Source organism: Streptomyces sp. NPDC015220, from assembly GCF_043079345.1.
Classification (GTDB): Bacteria; Actinomycetota; Actinomycetes; order Streptomycetales; family Streptomycetaceae; genus Streptomyces.
Window position 1 is genome coordinate 490,292 of the sequence record NZ_JBIBUK010000001.1, and the last position, 17,300, is coordinate 507,591.

Below are 17,300 nucleotides of genomic sequence, written 5' to 3' on the forward strand. Positions count from 1 at the left end.
CTCGCGACGGGTCGTCGGTCCACCCGCACGACTGAACGACGATCCGCTCCCACGACGGCCTGGAGGCCTTCCTCAATGACGCTCACGACGACCAACCGGCCCACCCGGAGCGCGAGCGGGGCCGTCGTCCCGGTGCTCGCCTTCGCGGGCATCGTTGTCGCGGTGATGCAGACCCTGCTCGTCCCGGTCATCAAGGACTTGCCGCAGCTACTGGACACCTCGCCCAGCAACGCCACCTGGGTCCTGACCTCCACCCTCCTCTCGGGCGCCGTGGCCACGCCGATCATGGGCCGCCTCGGCGACCTGTACGGCAAGCGCCGCATGCTGATAGCCAGCCTCGCGGTCATGGTGGCCGGCGCGCTCGTCAGCGCGTTCACCAGCGCGCTGCTGCCCATGATCGCGGGCCGTACGCTCCAGGGCTTCGCCATGGGCGCGATCCCGCTCGGCATCGGCCTGATGCGCGACATGCTGCCGCGTGAGCGGCTCGGCTCGGCGATGGCCCTGATGAGCTCGTCGATCGGCGTCGGCGGCGGACTCGCGCTGCCCGCCGCGGCCCTGGTCGCCCAGCACACCGACTGGCACGCCCTGTTCTACGGCGCCGCCGGCCTCGGCGTGCTGTCCATCGCCCTCACCCTCTGGGCCGTGCCGGAGTCCCCGATGCGCGCCGAGGGCTCCTTCGACCTGCTCGGCGCGCTCGGCCTCTCCGCCGGCCTGGTGCTGTTCCTGCTGCCCATCACCAAGGGCAGCGACTGGGGCTGGTCGTCGGCCACCACCCTCGGCCTGTTCGCCGCCGCCGCGGTCGTCCTGCTCGCCTGGGGCCTGCTGGAGCTGCGCATCGCGGCCCCGCTGGTCGACCTGCGCACCACCGCCCGCCGCGAGGTGCTGCTCACCAACCTCGCCTCGATCATGGTCGGCGTCGCCTTCTACGTCGTCTCCCTCGTCCTGCCCCAGCTTCTCCAGCTCCCCGCCGCCACCGGGTACGGCCTCGGCCAGTCGATGGTCGTCGCGGGCCTGTGCGTGGCCCCGCTGGGCCTGACGATGATGTTCACCGCGCCGGTCTACGCCCGCCTGTCCGCCCGCTACGGCCCCAAGGTCACCCTGATCACCGGTCTGCTGGTCATAGCGATCGGCTACGGCGGCGGCCTCGGCCTGATGGACGCGGCCTGGCAGACGGTGGTCACCTCCGTGATCCTCGGCGCCGGCATCGGCCTGGCCTACTCCTCGCTGCCCGCGCTGATCGTCGGCGCGGTCCCGGCCTCCGAGACCGGCGCGGCCAACGGCCTCAACACCCTGATGCGGTCCATCGGCACGTCGGTGTCGAGCGCGGTGATCGGCATGGTGCTGGCCAACACCGCCCACCGGACCGGCGACGTCGCGGTCCCGACCATGCACGGCTTCCGCGTCTCCTTCCTGATCGCCACGGCCGCCGTCGCCCTCGGTCTGCTGCTGGCCCTGTGCCTGCCGAAGCCGAACCGTTCGACCGTCCCGCAGCTGCGCGCCAGCAGCGAGGAGGAGGCCAACCTGGCCCGCGCGGAGGAAGTGCGCCGGGGGTCGGTCCCGCTGGAGCGGAGCGGAGAGCCCGAAGGAGGTTTCCGCGGCCGGGTCCTGGACGCCGCCGGCGTTCCGGTCGCCCGAGCCAAGGTCACCCTGATCGACCGCCACGGCCGCCAGGCCGGTGCGACGCTCTCCGCCGAGGACGGCGGCTACCGGCTCGCCGTGCCCGCCAAGGGCCCGTACGTCCTGGCCGCCCGCGCCGGCGGCCACGGTCCGCACGCCTCCGCCGCGACCCACGCGGGCGACGACCGCCCGGTCGAGCTGGACCTCCTCCTGCCCGGCGAGACGGTCAGCGCCTGACGGCGCCGCCCGGTCACTGAGACGCACGCCACCGCACCCCCTGTCGCCCGTCCGGCAGGGGGTGCGGCAGCATGGGCGCCCGGAACGGACGTACGACCGGAAGGACCCCTGCCATGCCCGCGGCACCCAAGCCCGAGATCCTGGCCGCGTTCGAGGCCGCGAAGGGGTTCATGCCCGTGGACGAGGGGCTCGCCCTGTACGCGGCGGCGACCGAGGCCGGCCGGCTCGGGCTGCCGCTGCTGGAGGTCGGCACCTACTGCGGGCGCTCCACCGTCCTGCTCGCCGACGCCGCCCGGCAGGCCGGAGTGACCGCCCTCACCGTCGACCACCACCGCGGCAGCGAGGAGCAGCAGCCCGGCTGGGAGTACCACGACCCGGAGACGGTCGACCCCGAGATCGGGCTGATGGACACGCTGCCGGCCTTCCGGCGCACCCTGCACCGGGCGGGCCTTGAGGAGCACGTCGTGGCGCTCGTCGGCCGCTCCCCGCGGATCGCCGCGCTCTGGAACACCCCGCTCGGGCTCGTCTTCGTCGACGGCGGCCACACCGACGAGCACGCCGGCGCCGACTACGCGGGCTGGGCGCCGCACGTGGCCCCGGGCGGGCTGCTGGTCATCCACGACGTGTTCCCGGACCCGGTGGACGAGTTCACCGGACAGGCCCCGTACCGGGTGTACCTCCGGGCCCTGGAGTCCGGCGAGTTCGCCGAGGTCTCGGTGACGGGCTCACTGCGCGTCCTGCGGCGGACCGGGGCTGTCCCCGGCACCCGCGGTTAGAGTCGCTGTCGTGTCGTACACAGGCCCCGACCTCGATCCCCCGCAGCCCGAACGCTCCGGCCGCTCCGGCCGTCGCCGCCGCTGGCCGGCCGCCGCCGGTGTCGCGGCGGTCACCGGGGCGCTGCTGGGCTGGCTCGTGTACGAGGCGGCGGGCTCCTCGGGCGGCGACCCGGATCCGGGCCGGACCGCCGCGCGGTCGGCGGCCGGCGGTTCCACGTCCCCGTCCTCCTCCGACGGGTCGCCGTCCCGGTCCGGTTCCCCCTCGCCGTCCCGGCCGTCGGCGGGCCCCCCCCCCGGCCCCCCCCCCCCCCCCGGCCCCCCCCCCCGCGGGGGGCCCCCCCCCCCCCCCCCCCCCCCCCCCCCCACGCCCCCCCCCCCCCACCCCCCCCCCCCCCCCCACCCCCGCGGGGGCGCGGCCCCGGCCCGGCCCCCCCCCCCGGCCCCGGCGGGGGGCGCCCCCCGCCGGGTCCGCGGACGACGGCGAGGACGACGACGGCGGCGGGCGGCAGGAACCGCCCGCCGCCTCCGGCCCGCTGAAGGGCAAGGTCGTCGTCATCGACCCGGGCCACAATCCCGGCAACTTCCAGCACACCTCCGAGATCAACCGCAAGGTGAACATCGGCACCAACTGGAAGGAGTGCGACACCACCGGCACGTCCACCAACGGCGGTTACGCGGAGGCCCGGTTCACGCTGGACGTGGCGCACCGGCTGCGTACACTGCTCCAACGGCAGGGCGCCACGGTGAAGTTGACCCATGACGACGGCTCGCCGTCCTGGGGTCCGTGCGTGGACGAACGGGCCCGGATCGGCAACTCGGCGCACGCGGACGCCGCGGTCTCCATCCACGCCGACGGATCGGCGCCCGGCAACCGCGGCTTCCACGTCATCCTGCCGGCGGCCGTGCACTCGGGGGCCGCCGACACCCGGCCGGTCGCCGCCGCCTCCAAGAAGCTCGGGACGATGATCGCGGGCAACTTCGTCCGCGTCACCGGCGAGCCGCCCTCCAACTACCTCGGCGGCGGCACCGGTCTCGTCACGCGCGAGGATCTGGGCGGTCTCAATCTGTCAACGGTTCCCAAGGTGTTCATCGAGTGCGGCAACATGCGCGACCGCACGGACGCGGCCCTGCTCACCAGCGCTCAGTGGCGGCAGAAGGCCGCGGAGGGGTTGTCTGAGGGAATCGTGAGTTTCCTGGGCGGGTAGCGGCCGAGGCGCTGATCCCTGCGGACAGCCCGCCCGTACTGGCGATAGTGTCACCCGTACGATGAGGGGCCACCCCCACGCTTCGCACCAGGGCCTGTTGGCGGCATGGTGACAGCGACGCCTCTACCGACGAGACGACCTACGAAGGACCTGACGTGAATATCCGCTCCCTGACTCGGGGCGACGGCGTGGTGATCGGAGCAGCGGTGTTGCTGTTCATCGCGTCGTTCCTCGACTACTACTCCTACTCCGTCTCCGGCTACTCGGACAGCCGGAACTCGTGGGAGTCCCTCGGGACCGGCCTCGGCATGTACATGGGGGCGGTCATCGGTGGCGCCCTGATCGTCCTCAACCGCTGCCTGCCGCAGCCTCGCAAGGTGGCAGGTCTCGACCTGGGCATGGTCGGCGCGGGGTTCGCGATCCTGTCCGCGTGGACCTTCTTCTGGTCGCTGGTGGACGTCCCCGACGGCATCGACGCCGGCGCGGGCCTGATCCTCGGCTTCATCGCGGCCCTCGTCCTGGCCGCCGGCGCCATCGCCACGCCGCTGGTCCCCGCCCTCCAGGTCGCCCTGATCCCGGCTCCCAGGCCGGTCTCGCCGCAGCCCTACGGCGCGCAGCCGCCCGGCGGTTACGGCTACCCGGGCGCCCAGCAGCAGCCGTACGGCGCCCAGCCTCAGCCGGGCCAGCCCTTCCCCGGCGGCGCCCAGCAGCCGCCGCCCCAGGCGCAGACGCCCCAGTCGGCGGCGCCGTTCTCGCCGTTCTGGTACGCGGTGCCCGCGCCGCGTCCGCTGTTCGGGGAGGACGGCTCGCCCACCCCGATCGCCGAACTGGCGCCGGGTGTCTGGTACCTGGCGGTGGAGCAGCGCGGCCAGGGCCTGCTGACCGAGATGCAGGACGGCCGTCGCGGTGTCCTCCAGGACGCCACCGACATCCAGCGCGGCTGACACCCGCCGCACCAACGGCCCCGCGGCCCCTCGCCCCTCGGGCGGGGGGCCGTCGCCGTACGTCACACGGTCGTCGTCCATGCGGCCCCGCGGTCGGGGAGGGCACGGGCGGGGGACGTGCGGCCCGTGGTCGGGGTCCGCTCGGTTCGGTCGTCGTCCATGCGGCCCTGTTGCCGGGGACCGCACGGTCGCGGGACGTGCGGCGCTGTCCTCAGGGAGCGGCCGTGGCGCCGCTCTTGAGGTCGGAAGTGGACGGCACCTTGTTCTGGACCGGTGCGCCCGCGTCCTTCCCTGCGCCCTTCACCTTGTCGATGGTGTCGTTGAAGCTCTTGGCCGCCGAGCCGTCGCCCTTGCGCAGCTTGGCGGGCAGGTCCTTCAGCCCGTCGATGGCCGAGTTGAGCGGGGCGAGCGCCTTGGAGAGCGTCGGGTCACCCTTGGCGTTGCGCACCGCCGCCTTGAGCCGGTTGTACGTGAACGCTCCGGCCAGGCCTGCCTTGAGCAGCGTGGCCTTGCGGCCGTGCGCCCCCTTCTTGAACTTGCCCTCCTTGTAGGGTTTCCAGATCCACTCGTAGGTGGCTCCGGCCGCGAGACCCGCGTTCGCCACGAAGCGGGTCTTGGCGAACTTCTGCCGCTCGGCGGAGGTGGTGGGACTGGGTGTGGCGGCCACGACGGCGGCCGTCGGATCGGTCTGCTGCTGCCCTCCGCTCTGGCTCGCGGCCCACGCGGCGGAGCCTGCGAGCAGGGCGCAGCAGAGGGTGAGCGCCACGGCGAGGCGCCGTATCGGTACGGGCACGGTGTCCTCCGAAATGGTGTTGCTCCGGGTACTCCGTCGATCCGTGTGATCCTGGGCAAACCAGCCGAAACAGGGCACTTGGCGTGCCGCTCGCGTCACTCCCCGTGCCCATTACAGGTTTCGAGCGGGATCGCGGGGCCAGACGGGAGTCATGTCCCCTCGATATCGCACGGGTCCCAACTCCGCCGGTACGGTCATCGCGGTGGTCGCGGACGTCATGGCCGCCATCCTCGGACTGTGGATACTGATGTATCTGCTGGACGCCAACCGGGCCAACGATCTGGTGCGGTGGGTCCATGACGCGGCCGACTGGCTCGCCGGCTGGTCCCGGGACCTCTTCACCTTCGACAGGGCGTGGGCCCGGGTGGTCGCCGGCTACGGTCTGGCCGCCGTCGTCTACCTCTTCGTCGGCCACGCCATCGCCAACCGCATGCACCGCAACTGACCGCACGCCGGGGGCGGTTCGGACGGCTGTGCTCGGTCTGCCGGGGGTCCGGCCGCCGGCCCTGTGGGCGACCGCGGCCCGGCCGACGGGAGTGCGGCCGGTGGCAGTGCGGTCAAGGACAGTCCGGCCGCCGACCGTCAGTCGCAGCAGTCCGGGTCCAGGTCCAGGCCCCTCGGCAGGCGGTCGCCCGCGAAGACCGTGCAGGTGGGCTCGTGCCCGCCGAGCGCGGCCACGGCCAGGAGCAGGGATCCGGCGGTCCACGTGGTCAGCTCCCGGGGCCATATGGCCTCGTCCTCGAAGACGTAGCCCGTCCAGTACAGGCCGGTCTCCGGATCGCGCAGGTGCTGGATGGACTGGAGCACGTCCAACGCGCGGTCGGACTCGCCCACCGCCCACAGCGCCAGCGCGAGTTCGGCCGACTCCCCGCCCGTCACCCACGGGTTGGGCACGACGCAGCGCACCCCGAGACCGGGCACCACGAAGCGGTCCCAGCCCTCTTCGATGCGCGCCTTGGCCTCCGTCCCCGTCAGCGCCCCGCCGAGCACCGGGTAGTACCAGTCCATCGAGTAGCGGTCCTTGTCCAGGAACCGCTCCGGGTGGCGACGGATCGCGTGCCGCAGCGCACCCACCGCCAACTCCCAGTCCGGTTGCGGCTCTTCACGCTGCTCGGCGATGGCCAGCGCGCAGCACAGCGCGTGGTGGACGGAGGAGGAGCCGGTCAGCAGCGCGTCCGCCGTGCCCGTGCCGTCGTCCTCCCGCTTCCAGCCGATCTGCCCACCGGGCTGCTGGAGCCGCAGCACGAACTCGACCGCCGCGTAGACGACCGGCCACATGCGGTCCAGGAAGGTGTCGTCGCCGGTGGAGAGGTAGTGGTGCCAGACGCCCACGGTGATGTAGGCGACGAAGTTGGTCTCCCGGCCGCGGTCGGTGACGTCGTCGTGCGCACCGTCGGCGTAGGCCGCGTACCAGGAGCCGTCCGGCAACTGGTGCCGGGCCAGCCAGGCGTACGCCCGCTCGGCGGCCTCGTGCTCGCCGGCCGCGTCCAGCGCCATCGCGGCCTCGACGTGGTCCCACGGGTCGAGGTGGTGGCCGCGGAACCACGGGATCGCCCCGTCCTCCCGCTGTACGGCGAGGATGCCGCGCACGGTCGCGGCGGCCTGCCCCGCGGTGAGGACCCCGGGCAGGACGAGGTGTTCTGTCCGGGGAGTGGTCACTTGGCGGCCGCCCCGTCGGTCTCCGCGGTCCTCGGCAGGTGCGGTTTGGTCGCGTAGGCCACGAAGCTCTTGCCGATCAGCGGGTTCAGCGCCTGCTCGGCCACCCGGGTGGCCAGCGGCTTCTTCATGATGTCCCAGACCAGCAGCTTGTGGTACGCCCGCACCGGCAGCGCCTTGTCGTTGTCGACGCCGAAGGCGCACTTCAGCCACCAGTACGGCGAGTGCAGCGCGTGCGCGTGGTGGGTGCCGTACGGCCTGAGGCCCGCCTCGCGGATCTTGGCCAGCAGCTCGTCCGCCCGGTAGATGCGAATGTGACCGCCCTCGACCTCGTGGTAGGCGTCGGACAGGCTCCAGCAGACCTTCTCGGGTCCGTAGCGGGGCACGGTGATCGCGATGCGGCCGCCCGGCCTGAGCACGCGCACCATCTCGGCGAGGACGCCCTTGTCGTCCGGGATGTGCTCCATCACCTCGGAGATGATGACGACGTCGAAGGACTCGTCGGGGAAGGGCAGGTTGAGGGCGTCGCCCTCCATCGCGGTCGCGGTGGCCCCGGCGGGCGCCTCCCCGGCCTCCTTCATCGCGGCGAACCACTTGGCGACCTCGCGGATCTCCTCACCGTTCCGGTCCAGCGCCACGACCTGCGCGCCGCGCCGGTAGCACTCGAACGCGTGCCGGCCGGCGCCGCAGCCGAGGTCCAGTACGCGGTCGCCCGGGGCGAGCGGGAACCGGGAGAAGTCGACGGTCAGCACGTGGCCCTGCTTTCGGAGTACTCGGGGTGGTCGCCAACATTGACTGGTGCCGCGGAGCGGTCGGGGGTCCGGTCCGTGGTGGGGGCCTGGTCCGTGGTGGGGGCCTGGCCCGTGGCGGGGGTCCGTCCGGCCACGGGGCGGCCCGGAGTACGGCCCGCGGCGCCGGCGATGGCCTCCCGGTACCGGGCCACGGTGCCCTCGGCGGCCCGTGCCCACGTGAAGTGCTGGAGGACCCGCTCCCGGCCGGCCGCGCCGAGCCGCGCCCGCAGCCCGGGGTCGCCCAGCAGCCGGCTCAGTGCGGCGGCCAGCGCCCCGGCCTCGCCCGGCGGCACCGCCAGGCAGGTCTCGCCGTCGGGTCCGGCGACCTCGGGGATCGCCCCGCCGGTCGTGGCGACCAGCGGGGTGCCGGTGGCCATCGCCTCGGCCGCCGGCAGTGAGAAGCCCTCGTACAGCGACGGCACGCACGCCACCTCGGCCGAGCGGACCAGGTCGACCAGCTCGGCGTCCGAGATGCCCTTCACGAACTCGACGGCGCCGTCGAGGCCGTACCGCTCGATGGCCTGGGCGACCGGTCCGTCCTCGGCGCGTTTGCCGACGACGACGAGGTGTGCGGCGGGGTGTTCCGCGCGCACCTTCGCCAGCGCCTCGACGAGGAAGACCAGCCCCTTCAGCGGCACGTCCGCGCTGGAGGTGGTCACGATCCGGCCCGGCACCTGCGGCACCGACGGGTCCGGGGAGAACAGCTCGGTGTCGGCGCCGATGTGGACGACGTGGATGCGGCCGGGGCGCACCCCGAGGTGGTCGACGATCTCCTGACGGGAGGTGCCGGAGACGGTGAGCACGGAGGGCAGCCGGCGCGCGACCCGCTTCTGCATGCGGGTGAAGGCGTACCAGCGCCGCACCGACCACTGGCGCTGCCGGGTCTCCGCGGCGTCCAGCTCGAGCTGCCGGTCCACGGTGATGGGGTGGTGGATGGTGGTCACCAGCGGCGCGCCGACGTCACCGAGGAGGCCGTAGCCGAGCGTCTGGTTGTCGTGCACCACGTCGAACTCGCCGCGCCGCGCGCGCAGATGGCGGCGGGCGCGCAGCGAGAACGTCAGCGGCTCGGGGAAGCCGCCGGTCCACATGGTGGCGACCTCCAGCGCGTCGATCCAGTCGCGGTACTCGTCGCGCCCCGGGGTGCGGAACGGGTCCGGCTGACGGTAGAGGTCGAGGCTGGGCAGCTCGGTCAGGCGCAGGCGGTCCCCGGCGGCGCCCTCGACGACGTCGAGCACGGGGTACGGCTGGGCGCCGATCACCTCGACCCGGTGACCGAGGCGGGCCAGTTCGCGGGAGAGGTGGCGGACGTAGACGCCCTGACCGCCGCAGAACGGGTTGCCCTTGTAAGTGAGGAGCGCGATCCGGAGCGGTCGCTCGCCGTCCGCGGCCAGGTCCTCCGGGGACCCTGCCTGACTGGCCTCAGCGGTCACTCTGGGCCCCCTTCTGACTGCACCGTCCCGCGAGATTACGCCGGGTCGCTAATCTAGAACAAGTTTCAGACTTGATCGTTCAAGAGGCTCCGAATCTACCCGCAGGTAGCCACGCTGTGAGCGGTGGCTCGGGTGATTCACACCACGGCACAGACCCTGGCATGCTGTCTGGTCGCACGCCCTCACCGACTGTCACGGAACGGGATCCATGCCTGCGGAAGTCCGTACCCCACGCCCTTCCCCGCCGCCCCTCACCGAGCGGCAGGAGGCCCGCCGTCGCCGCATCCTCCAGGCGAGCGCCGAGCTGGCCTGCCGGGGCGGCTTCGACGCGGTACAGATGCGGGAGGTCGCGGAGTGCTCGCAGGTCGCGCTCGGCACGCTCTACCGCTACTTCCCGTCCAAGATCCACCTCCTGGTGGCCACGATGCAGGACCAACTGGAGCGGATGCACGGCACGCTGCGCGACAAGCCGCCCGCCGGTGAGCGCCCTGCGGAGCGGGTGACGGAGATCCTGCTGCGCGCCTTCCGCGCCCTGCAACGCGAACCCCAGCTGGCCGACGCGATGGTGCGCGCCCTGACGTTCGCGGACAGCAGCGTCTCGGCCGAGGTGGGCCAGGTCATCCGCCAGACCACGGCGATCATCCTGGACGCCATGGGGTACGACGACCCCGGTCCCGAACAGCTCTCCGCGATCCACGTGATCGAGCACACCTGGCACTCGGCCCTGATCACCTGGCTCGCGGGCCGCGCCTCCACGGCCCAGGTCGAGACCGACATAGCGACGGCGTGCCGGCTGATCGAGCTGACCATGCCGGACGGGGCGGTGTGACGGCGGGGCGGCGTGACGGGGCGGGAACGGCTTCGACTGGCGCACGCCGGGCACGGGGCACGGGGCACGCACGGGGCACGGGGCACGGGGCACGGAAGAACCTACGAGACGGGTTCCCTTCGCCGGTATTGCCCGGATCAGGTAATGGGGGTCGCCTTCCAGTCCTTACGACTTTCCAGCCTCTCAGCCCGACCGTCGACGTCGGCCCTGGCGGATGCCTAAGCGTCTCGCCCAAGTCGGCTACTCCGGTTGAACTCCCTCACTCGCCTCGTAGGCCACTTCCAGAATAGGCCCCTCAAAGCAGGACACAACCCCTGGAACCGGGAAATTTTCGGAGATGCTTCGGCGGCCTCGTGGGGGGCGTGGGGCGGCTCGGTCACAGGGGTGCGATTCGTCTGGGCTACAGGCGTGGGACTTCCCGGCTCGGTCACAGGCGTGGGACTTCTCAGCTCGGCTACAGGCGCGGGGAGCGGCTACAGGCCAGGCGTGGGACTTCCCGGCTCGGTCACAGGCGTGGGACGGCTCTTGTGAGCGGATCCGTTGCGCTACCGAGGGCGCGTGGCCTCGGATCCGACGTGCGTCCAGGCCAGGTGGGGTGTCCTTCGGGTGAGTTGCGTCCGCGTCCGGAGGAGGGGGCCTGCGTGGGGCGCCTTCGGATGGCTTGGGGGCAGGGGCGGGATGGCGGTGGTCAGCGGTAGTCACAGGAGTCTCGCCCGTCACGCCCAGGGAGGTGAGTGGCGGGTTTGGGCCAGGGGGGAACGCGTGGCCCGAAGGAGGGGGCTTCGGGGTGGCCCGGATCAGTCATTGTGTGTGCCCCCCTCTCCAGGTGTCCGCGCCCCTCTTCCAGGCGTCTGTGTCCCCTCTCCAACTCGCTTCCGTGTGGGGCGGTGCTGGGCTCCTGCGTCGTTCCCGCCGACCGTGCTCCGCGACCGGCCCTCAAGGGGTTCGGTACGGGCCGGTAGAGTGGCGGCGTCGTCATCACAGCCGTACGGGGGGAAGCCGGTGCGAATCCGGCGCTGACCCGCAACCGTGAGCCGTCCCGAAGGGCGGCGAGTCGGACTGCCCCGTGCGGCGCGTGACCGGCTCGCCCGCGTCGGCAACCCGCCGCCGCGCAGCACCGTCGAGGTATACGGAGCCGAGCCGCGGGGATGCCCCGTGCTGTCCGGCTCCCCGCAGGGAGAGGCACCCGCCGATCATGAACTTCCGCCGCAGCGCAGCGGCCCTGGCCGCCGCAGTCGCCGTGATCGGCATACCGGCGCCCGCCTTCGCCGCCGGATCGTCCCCCTCCCCCGCCGCGTCACCCGCCCTGCCCGCCGGGCTGTACGGGCACACCGATCCCAAGTACGACGGCGTGTGGCGGCAGTCCCTCGCCCTGCTCGCGCAGCACACCGCGGGTGTGCTGCCCGCCGCCAAGGCCGTGGACTGGCTGACCGGGCAGCAGTGCGCGAACGGCGCCTTCGCCGCCTTCCGCGCCGATGCCGCGCAGCCCTGTGACGCCAAGGTCACGGTGGACACCAACAGCACGGCCGCCGCCGTGCAGGCGCTGGCCGCGCTCGGTGGTCAGGACGCCGCGACCGGCAAGGCGGTGTCCTGGCTGAAGTCCGTGCAGAACAAGGACGGCGGCTGGGGGTACACGCCCGGCGGGCCCAGCGACACCAACTCGACCTCGGTCGTCATCGGGGCGCTCACCGCCGCCGGCGAGAAGCCCGCCGCCGTCCTGAAGGACGGCAAGTCCCCTTACGACGCCCTGCTCGGGTTCGCCCTGCCGTGCTCCGGCGAGGACGCGGGCGCCTTCGCCTTCCAGCCGGACCAGAAGGGCAAGCTCACCGCGAACGCGGACGCGACGGCCGCCGGCGTGGTCGGCGCGCTCGGCCGGGGTCTGGCCGCCACGGCGGCGGGCGAGGACGGCGGCGCCGCCAAGTGCAGCGGTTCCGGCAAGCCGTCCCCCGACCGGGCCGCCGCCGACGGCGCCGCCTATCTCGCGCGGGCCGTCGCCCGGAACGGCTATCTGACCTCCGTCCTGCCCGGCGCCACCGACCAGCCCGACTACGGCAACACCGCCGACACGGTCGTCGCGCTCGCCGCGCAGGGCGGGGCAGCCCAGGCGCGGAAGCCGCTGCGGTGGCTGGAGCAGCACGCCGAGGCGTGGGCCCGGCAGAGCGGTCCGGCCGCCTACGCCCAGCTCGTCTTCGCCGCCCACGCCACCGGAACCGACCCGCGCGACTTCGGCGGCATCGATCTGGTGGAGGCGCTCAACGCCACCGGCCCGGCTCCGCAGGCGGCGAACAGCGGCAAGGGCGCCGGTGACACGGCGAAGAGCGGTGACAGCCACGCCGTCTGGTGGTTCGGCGGCGTCTTCCTCGTGGTGATCATCGCCGTCGGGTTCATGCTGAGCGGCCGCGGGAAGCGGGGACAGCAGCCGTGATCCGCCGCTCGCGCGCGCTTCCCGTCCTCGCGGCGCTGCTCCTGGCCGCCGGGGTCCTGCTGTCGGCGGGCGCGGGTCCGGCGCAGGCCGTCGGGTACCGCTACTGGTCCTTCTGGAACCACGCCGGCGAGCAGTGGGCGTACGCCACCGAGGGCCCCTCGACGGCCCGGCCGGCCGACGGCGACGTCCAGGGCTTCCGGTTCGCGGTGAGCCAGGACTCCCAGGACGCCGCCAAGCCGCGCGGGACCGCCGGCTTCGCCGCCATCTGCGCCGGCACGCCGGCCCAGCACGGCAGGAAGCGGGTGGCGCTGGTCCTCGACTTCGGCACGCGGGCCGACGCTCCCTCCGGCGAGACCCCGCCCGCCCCGCGCACGGCCTGTGCGCGCGTGCCCGAGGACGCCACGACGGCGGAGGCCCTGGCGGCGGTCGCCAAACCCCTGCGCTACGACACCAACGCCCTGCTGTGCGCGATCTCCGGATACCCGCACAAGGGCTGCGGCGAGCAGGTCTCGGGAGCGGCGGCCTCGGCCGGCGAGCAGGACGGGCAGGCCGGGAAGGGCGGCGAGGCGGAGAGCGGCGACAAGGACGGCGGCCCGTCGGTCGGTCTCGTGGCGGGTGGCGCCGTCGTGGTCGTCCTCGCCGGCGCGGCCGTCTGGCAGGCCCGGCGGCGCAGGCATGCGTAAGCCGCCGGACGGCTTCACCACTCGTACGACGTCCGGCGGCACGGTGAGTGTGCGTGCGGCGACCGGGGTGCCGCGCGCCCACCGGGCGTCCGGTGTGCACGCGGGCGCCTGGTGGCTGTGGGCCCTCGCGCTCGGCACCGGCGCCACCCGCACCACCAACCCGCTCCTGCTGGCCCTGCTGCTCGCGGTCTCCGGCTATGTGGTGGTGACGTGCCGGCCGAACACCCCCTCGGCCCGCTCCTATACCGCCTTCGCCCGCCTCGCCCTCGCCGTCCTGCTCATCCGGCTGGTCTTCGCCGTCGTCCTCGGCTCGCCGATCCCCGGCACCCACGCGCTGCTCACCCTCCCCGAAGTCCCGCTGCCGCACTGGGCGCAGGGCATCCGCCTGGGCGGCCGGGTGACGGCGGAGGCGCTGCTCTTCGCCCTGTACGACGGCCTGAAGCTGGCCACCCTCCTCATCTGCGTGGGCGCCGCCAACGCCCTGGCCGCCCCCGCCCGGCTGCTGAAGTCCCTGCCCGGCGCCCTGTACGAGACGGGCGTCGCCGTGGTCGTGGCGCTCACCTTCGCCCCGCACCTGGTCGCCGACGGCCGACGGCTGCGCGCCGCCCGCCGGCTGCGCGGCCGGCCCGACCGCGGTGTCCGCGGCCTGCTGCACGTCGGGCTGCCGGTCCTGGAGGGCGCGCTGGAGCGTTCCGTCGCCCTGGCCGCCGCGATGGACGCCCGCGGCTACGGCCGCACCGCCCTGGTCACGCCCGCGGTGCGCCGTACCACCGCGGCCCTCACCCTGGGCGGTCTGCTCGGGGTGTGCGCGGGAACGTACGGGCTGCTGACCGCGGAGGGCGGCGCCTACGGCCTGCCGGTCCTGCTCGCCGGGCTCGCCGCCGCCCTCGCCGGACTGTGGCTCGGCGGCCGCCGCTCCGCGCGCACCCGCTACCGCCCGGACCGCTGGAACCTCCGCTCCTGCCTGGTCGCCGGATCCGGTGTGGCGGTCGCGGCCCTGCTGGCCCTGGCCGCCGCCCGCGACCCGGAGGCCCTGCACCCCGGGGTCGTCCCGCTGGTCGCGCCCGCCCTCCCGCTGTGGCCCGCGGCGGCCGTGCTCCTCGGTCTGGTCCCGGCCTTCGCCGCCCCCGAGGGCACACCCCGCAGCACCCCCGCGAGCACTGCCCCCAAGGAGCCGTCGTGATCCGCTTCGAGGATGTCTCGGTGACCTACGACGGAGCGGCCGGACCCACCGTCGCGGGCGTGGACTTCGAGGTGCCCGAGGGCGAACTCGTGCTGCTGGTCGGCCCGTCCGGGGTCGGCAAGTCCACCGTTCTGGGAGCGGTGAGCGGACTGGTGCCGCACTTCACCGGCGGCACCCTGCGCGGCCGGGTCACCGTGGCCGGCCGGGACACCCGCACCCACAAGCCGCGCGAGCTGGCCGACGTCGTCGGCACCGTCGGCCAGGACCCGCTGTCGCACTTCGTCACCGACACCGTCGAGGACGAACTCGCTTACGGCATGGAGTCGTTGGGGCTCGCCGCGGACGTGATGCGGCGGCGCGTCGAGGAGACCCTCGACCTGTTGGGCCTGGCCGGCCTGCGCGACCGTTCCATCGCCACGCTCTCCGGCGGCCAGCGGCAGCGCGTCGCGATCGGCTCGGTCCTCACCCCGCACCCGAAGGTCCTGGTCCTGGACGAGCCCACCTCCGCCCTCGACCCGGCCGCCGCCGAGGAGGTCCTCGCCGTCCTCCAGCGGCTGGTGCACGACCTCGGCACGACCGTCCTCATGGCCGAGCACCGCCTGGAACGCGTCGTCCAGTACGCCGACCAGGTCGTCCTCCTGCCCGCCCCGGGCGCCGCCCCGCTGCTCGGCGGCCCGGCGGAGATCATGGCCGTCTCGCCGGTGTGTCCGCCGGTGGTGGACCTGGGCCGGCTGGCCGGCTGGTCCCCGCTGCCGCTGACCGTCCGCGACGCCCGCCGTCGCGCGGCGGACCTGCGCGAACGCCTGACCGGCCGCGCCCCCGAACCCGCTCCGGCATCCCGGCGCGCGTCGGCCGCGCCGCGGCCCGCGCCCCGGACCAGGCCGCGCCTGCGGCTGCGCAGGCCCGCCGCCCCCACCGGTGACGGCCTGGTGGCCGAGGTCCGCTCGCTCGCCGTCCGGCGCGACGGCGTCCAGGCGCTGCGCCACGTCGACCTGACCGTGGCCCCCGGCGAGACCATCGCGCTCATGGGCCGCAACGGCGCCGGCAAGTCCACCCTCCTCGGCTCGCTCGTCGGCCTGGTCCAGCCCACCGCCGGTCACGTCGAGGTCGGCGGGGCGGTGCCCCACCGCATGTCGCCCCGCGAGCTGGTCCGCCGGGTCGGGCTGGTCCCGCAGGAGCCGCGCGACCTCCTCTACGCCGACACGGTCGCCGCCGAGTGCGCGGCGGCCGACCAGGACGCGCAGGCCGCGCCGGGCACCTGCCGCGCGCTCGTCTCCGAGCTGCTGCCCGGCGTCTCCGACGCCACCCACCCCCGGGACCTGTCCGAGGGCCAGCGGCTGGCCCTCGCCCTCGCCGTGGTCCTGACCGCCCGCCCGCCGCTGCTCCTCCTCGACGAGCCCACCCGCGGCCTCGACTACGGCGCGAAGGGCCGGCTGGTCACCGAGCTGCGCGCGCTGGCCGCGGCGGGGCACGCCATCGTGCTCGCCACGCACGACGTGGAGCTGGCCGCCGAACTCGCCCACCGGGTCGTGCTGCTCGCCGAGGGCGAGGTGATCGCCGACGGCCCGACGGCCGAGGTGGTCGTCTCCTCCCCCTCCTTCGCCCCGCAGGTCACGAAGATCCTGGCCCCGCAGGAATGGCTCACCGTCGCCCAGGTCCGCGAGGCCTTGGCATGAGCGGCGCGGGGCCCGGCCGCCAGGCGCGGCCCGTCCGGCTCGGCCCGCGCTCCCTGGCCGCGCTGCTCCTCGTCAGCGCGGTCGGCGTGGCCGCCTTCACCTGGCCCTTCTTCGCCCCGCCCACCTCGCGGCTCAGCGCGCACGCGCAGGACGCCCCCTGGCTCTTCGCGGGCCTGCTGGTGCTCCTCGTCGCCGTGGTCGCCGCGACGATCTCCGAGTCCGGCCTCGGCCCGAAGGCCGTCGCCATGCTCGGCGTACTGGCCGCGTCGGGAGCCGCGCTGCGCCCGATCGGCGCCGGGACGGCCGGCCTGGAACCGATGTTCTTCCTGATGGTGCTGAGCGGGCGGGTCCTCGGGCCGGGCTTCGGGTACGTGCTCGGCTCGGTGACGATGTTCGCGTCCGCCCTGCTCACCGGTGGCGTGGGCCCGTGGCTGCCGTTCCAGATGCTGACCATGGGCTGGTTCACCATGGGCGCGGGCCTGCTGCCGGGCCCTGACCGTCTGCGCGGCCGCGCGGAACTCCTGATGCTGGCCCTCTACGGCTTCCTCGCCGCCTTCGCCTACGGCACGATCATGAACCTCGCGGGCTGGCCGTTCATGGGCGCCCTCGCCTCCTCGATCGCCTTCGACCCGCACGCCGCGGTCCCCGCCAACCTGGCCCGGTTCGTCGCGTACTGCCTGGCCACCTCGCTCGGCTGGGACCTGGGCCGGGCCGTCCTCACCGTGGTGCTGACCCTGGTCGTCGGCCCGGCGGTCCTCAGGGCGCTGCGCCGGGCCACCCGGCGGGCCGCCTTCGAGACGGCGGTCACGTTCGACGCGCCGCCGAAGTGAACCGACCGTGACCCGGGGCCGCCCGACCGTGACGGCCCCGGTGAAGCGGCCCACATGACCCGGATCACCTACGAGGCCGGGCCGTAGCCCAACGGCCGTGGCATGTACGCGCCTTTACCCGCGCCGACCAGGGCATTGAGACCGCGCTCACACGGCCGTACCTCACCCCGAATGCGACGGCGACTAGTAAAGGGGGTGTTTGCGGACGGATTTCCCGGCTGCTTC

Annotated in this window: 15 protein-coding genes and 2 riboswitches; of the genes, 11 read left to right on the top strand and 4 right to left on the bottom strand. The window is 74.1% G+C overall.

The window, feature by feature from the left end; all coding sequences use genetic code 11:
* The first annotated feature begins 75 nt into the window (after positions 1 to 75).
* The 4 genes from ACF061_RS02495 to ACF061_RS02510 all read left to right on the top strand — a co-directional run bounded on the left by ACF061_RS02495 (position 76) and on the right by ACF061_RS02510 (position 4,779).
* On the top strand, positions 76 to 1,854 hold the full coding sequence (locus ACF061_RS02495) for an MFS transporter (protein WP_392264923.1): 1,779 nt from the start codon (positions 76 to 78) through the stop codon (positions 1,852 to 1,854).
* Between the two features lie 113 nt (positions 1,855 to 1,967).
* Entirely contained in the window at positions 1,968 to 2,630 is a 663-nt protein-coding gene (locus ACF061_RS02500) for a class I SAM-dependent methyltransferase (RefSeq protein ID WP_392264924.1), read from the top strand.
* Positions 2,631 to 2,803: 173 nt separating this feature from the next.
* Complete coding sequence (locus ACF061_RS02505; RefSeq protein WP_392265378.1) at positions 2,804 to 3,835, top strand: N-acetylmuramoyl-L-alanine amidase; 1,032 nt, start codon at positions 2,804 to 2,806, stop codon at positions 3,833 to 3,835.
* 155 nt (positions 3,836 to 3,990) lie between these two features.
* Positions 3,991 to 4,779, top strand: a complete 789-nt coding sequence (locus ACF061_RS02510; RefSeq protein ID WP_392264925.1) for a DUF5336 domain-containing protein — start codon at positions 3,991 to 3,993, stop codon at positions 4,777 to 4,779.
* A 211-nt stretch (positions 4,780 to 4,990) separates the two neighbouring features.
* On the opposite strand, the gene ACF061_RS02515 is transcribed toward ACF061_RS02510, so the two are convergent.
* Positions 4,991 to 5,572: a hypothetical protein gene (locus tag ACF061_RS02515; RefSeq protein ID WP_392264926.1), complete on the bottom strand. Its 582-nt coding sequence runs from the start codon at positions 5,570 to 5,572 to the stop codon at positions 4,991 to 4,993.
* Positions 5,573 to 5,723: 151 nt separating this feature from the next.
* On the opposite strand from ACF061_RS02515, the gene ACF061_RS02520 reads away from it, so the two are divergent.
* On the top strand, positions 5,724 to 6,017 hold the full coding sequence (locus ACF061_RS02520; protein ID WP_392264927.1) for a hypothetical protein: 294 nt from the start codon (positions 5,724 to 5,726) through the stop codon (positions 6,015 to 6,017).
* A 137-nt stretch (positions 6,018 to 6,154) separates the two neighbouring features.
* Here ACF061_RS02520 and ACF061_RS02525 read toward each other — a convergent pair whose 3' ends face one another.
* Genes ACF061_RS02525 through ACF061_RS02535 form a run of 3 tightly spaced genes read right to left on the bottom strand, consistent with a single transcriptional unit; the run spans position 6,155 to position 9,449 of the window.
* On the bottom strand, positions 6,155 to 7,231 hold the full coding sequence (locus tag ACF061_RS02525) for a prenyltransferase/squalene oxidase repeat-containing protein (protein WP_392264928.1): 1,077 nt from the start codon (positions 7,229 to 7,231) through the stop codon (positions 6,155 to 6,157).
* On the bottom strand, positions 7,228 to 7,980 hold the full coding sequence (locus tag ACF061_RS02530; protein WP_392264929.1) for a methyltransferase domain-containing protein: 753 nt from the start codon (positions 7,978 to 7,980) through the stop codon (positions 7,228 to 7,230). Before ACF061_RS02530 ends, ACF061_RS02525 begins: the two co-directional genes overlap by 4 nt.
* Positions 7,974 to 9,449, bottom strand: coding sequence for a glycosyltransferase family 4 protein (locus ACF061_RS02535; protein ID WP_392264930.1), 1,476 nt, complete (start codon positions 9,447 to 9,449; stop codon positions 7,974 to 7,976). The genes ACF061_RS02530 and ACF061_RS02535 overlap by 7 nt, the downstream gene beginning before the upstream one ends.
* Before the next feature lie 208 nt (positions 9,450 to 9,657).
* Between ACF061_RS02535 and ACF061_RS02540 the strand changes: the two genes are divergently transcribed.
* The 6 genes from ACF061_RS02540 (at position 9,658) to ACF061_RS02565 (ending at position 17,075) form a co-directional block, all read left to right on the top strand.
* Positions 9,658 to 10,278 (top strand): TetR family transcriptional regulator, encoded by a 621-nt coding sequence (locus ACF061_RS02540; protein WP_392264931.1) that lies wholly within the window; start codon positions 9,658 to 9,660, stop codon positions 10,276 to 10,278.
* Positions 10,279 to 10,375: 97 nt separating this feature from the next.
* Positions 10,376 to 10,549: riboswitch (TPP riboswitch) on the bottom strand.
* A gap of 721 nt (positions 10,550 to 11,270) precedes the next feature.
* A riboswitch (cobalamin riboswitch) is annotated at positions 11,271 to 11,343 on the top strand.
* 130 nt (positions 11,344 to 11,473) lie between these two features.
* Complete coding sequence (locus ACF061_RS02545; protein ID WP_392264932.1) at positions 11,474 to 12,703, top strand: prenyltransferase/squalene oxidase repeat-containing protein; 1,230 nt, start codon at positions 11,474 to 11,476, stop codon at positions 12,701 to 12,703.
* Positions 12,700 to 13,386 carry an SCO2322 family protein gene (locus tag ACF061_RS02550; protein ID WP_392264933.1) on the top strand — a complete coding sequence of 229 codons (687 nt, stop codon included), beginning with the start codon at positions 12,700 to 12,702 and terminating at the stop codon, positions 13,384 to 13,386. Before ACF061_RS02545 ends, ACF061_RS02550 begins: the two co-directional genes overlap by 4 nt.
* Positions 13,379 to 14,569: an energy-coupling factor transporter transmembrane protein EcfT gene (locus ACF061_RS02555; protein WP_392264934.1), complete on the top strand. Its 1,191-nt coding sequence runs from the start codon at positions 13,379 to 13,381 to the stop codon at positions 14,567 to 14,569. Before ACF061_RS02550 ends, ACF061_RS02555 begins: the two co-directional genes overlap by 8 nt.
* Positions 14,566 to 16,245, top strand: a complete 1,680-nt coding sequence (locus tag ACF061_RS02560; RefSeq protein WP_392264935.1) for an ABC transporter ATP-binding protein — start codon at positions 14,566 to 14,568, stop codon at positions 16,243 to 16,245. The genes ACF061_RS02555 and ACF061_RS02560 overlap by 4 nt, the downstream gene beginning before the upstream one ends.
* A complete protein-coding gene (locus ACF061_RS02565; RefSeq protein WP_392264936.1) occupies positions 16,242 to 17,075 on the top strand; it encodes an ECF transporter S component in 834 nt (277 codons plus the stop codon). Before ACF061_RS02560 ends, ACF061_RS02565 begins: the two co-directional genes overlap by 4 nt.
* Positions 17,076 to 17,300 lie beyond the last annotated feature (225 nt).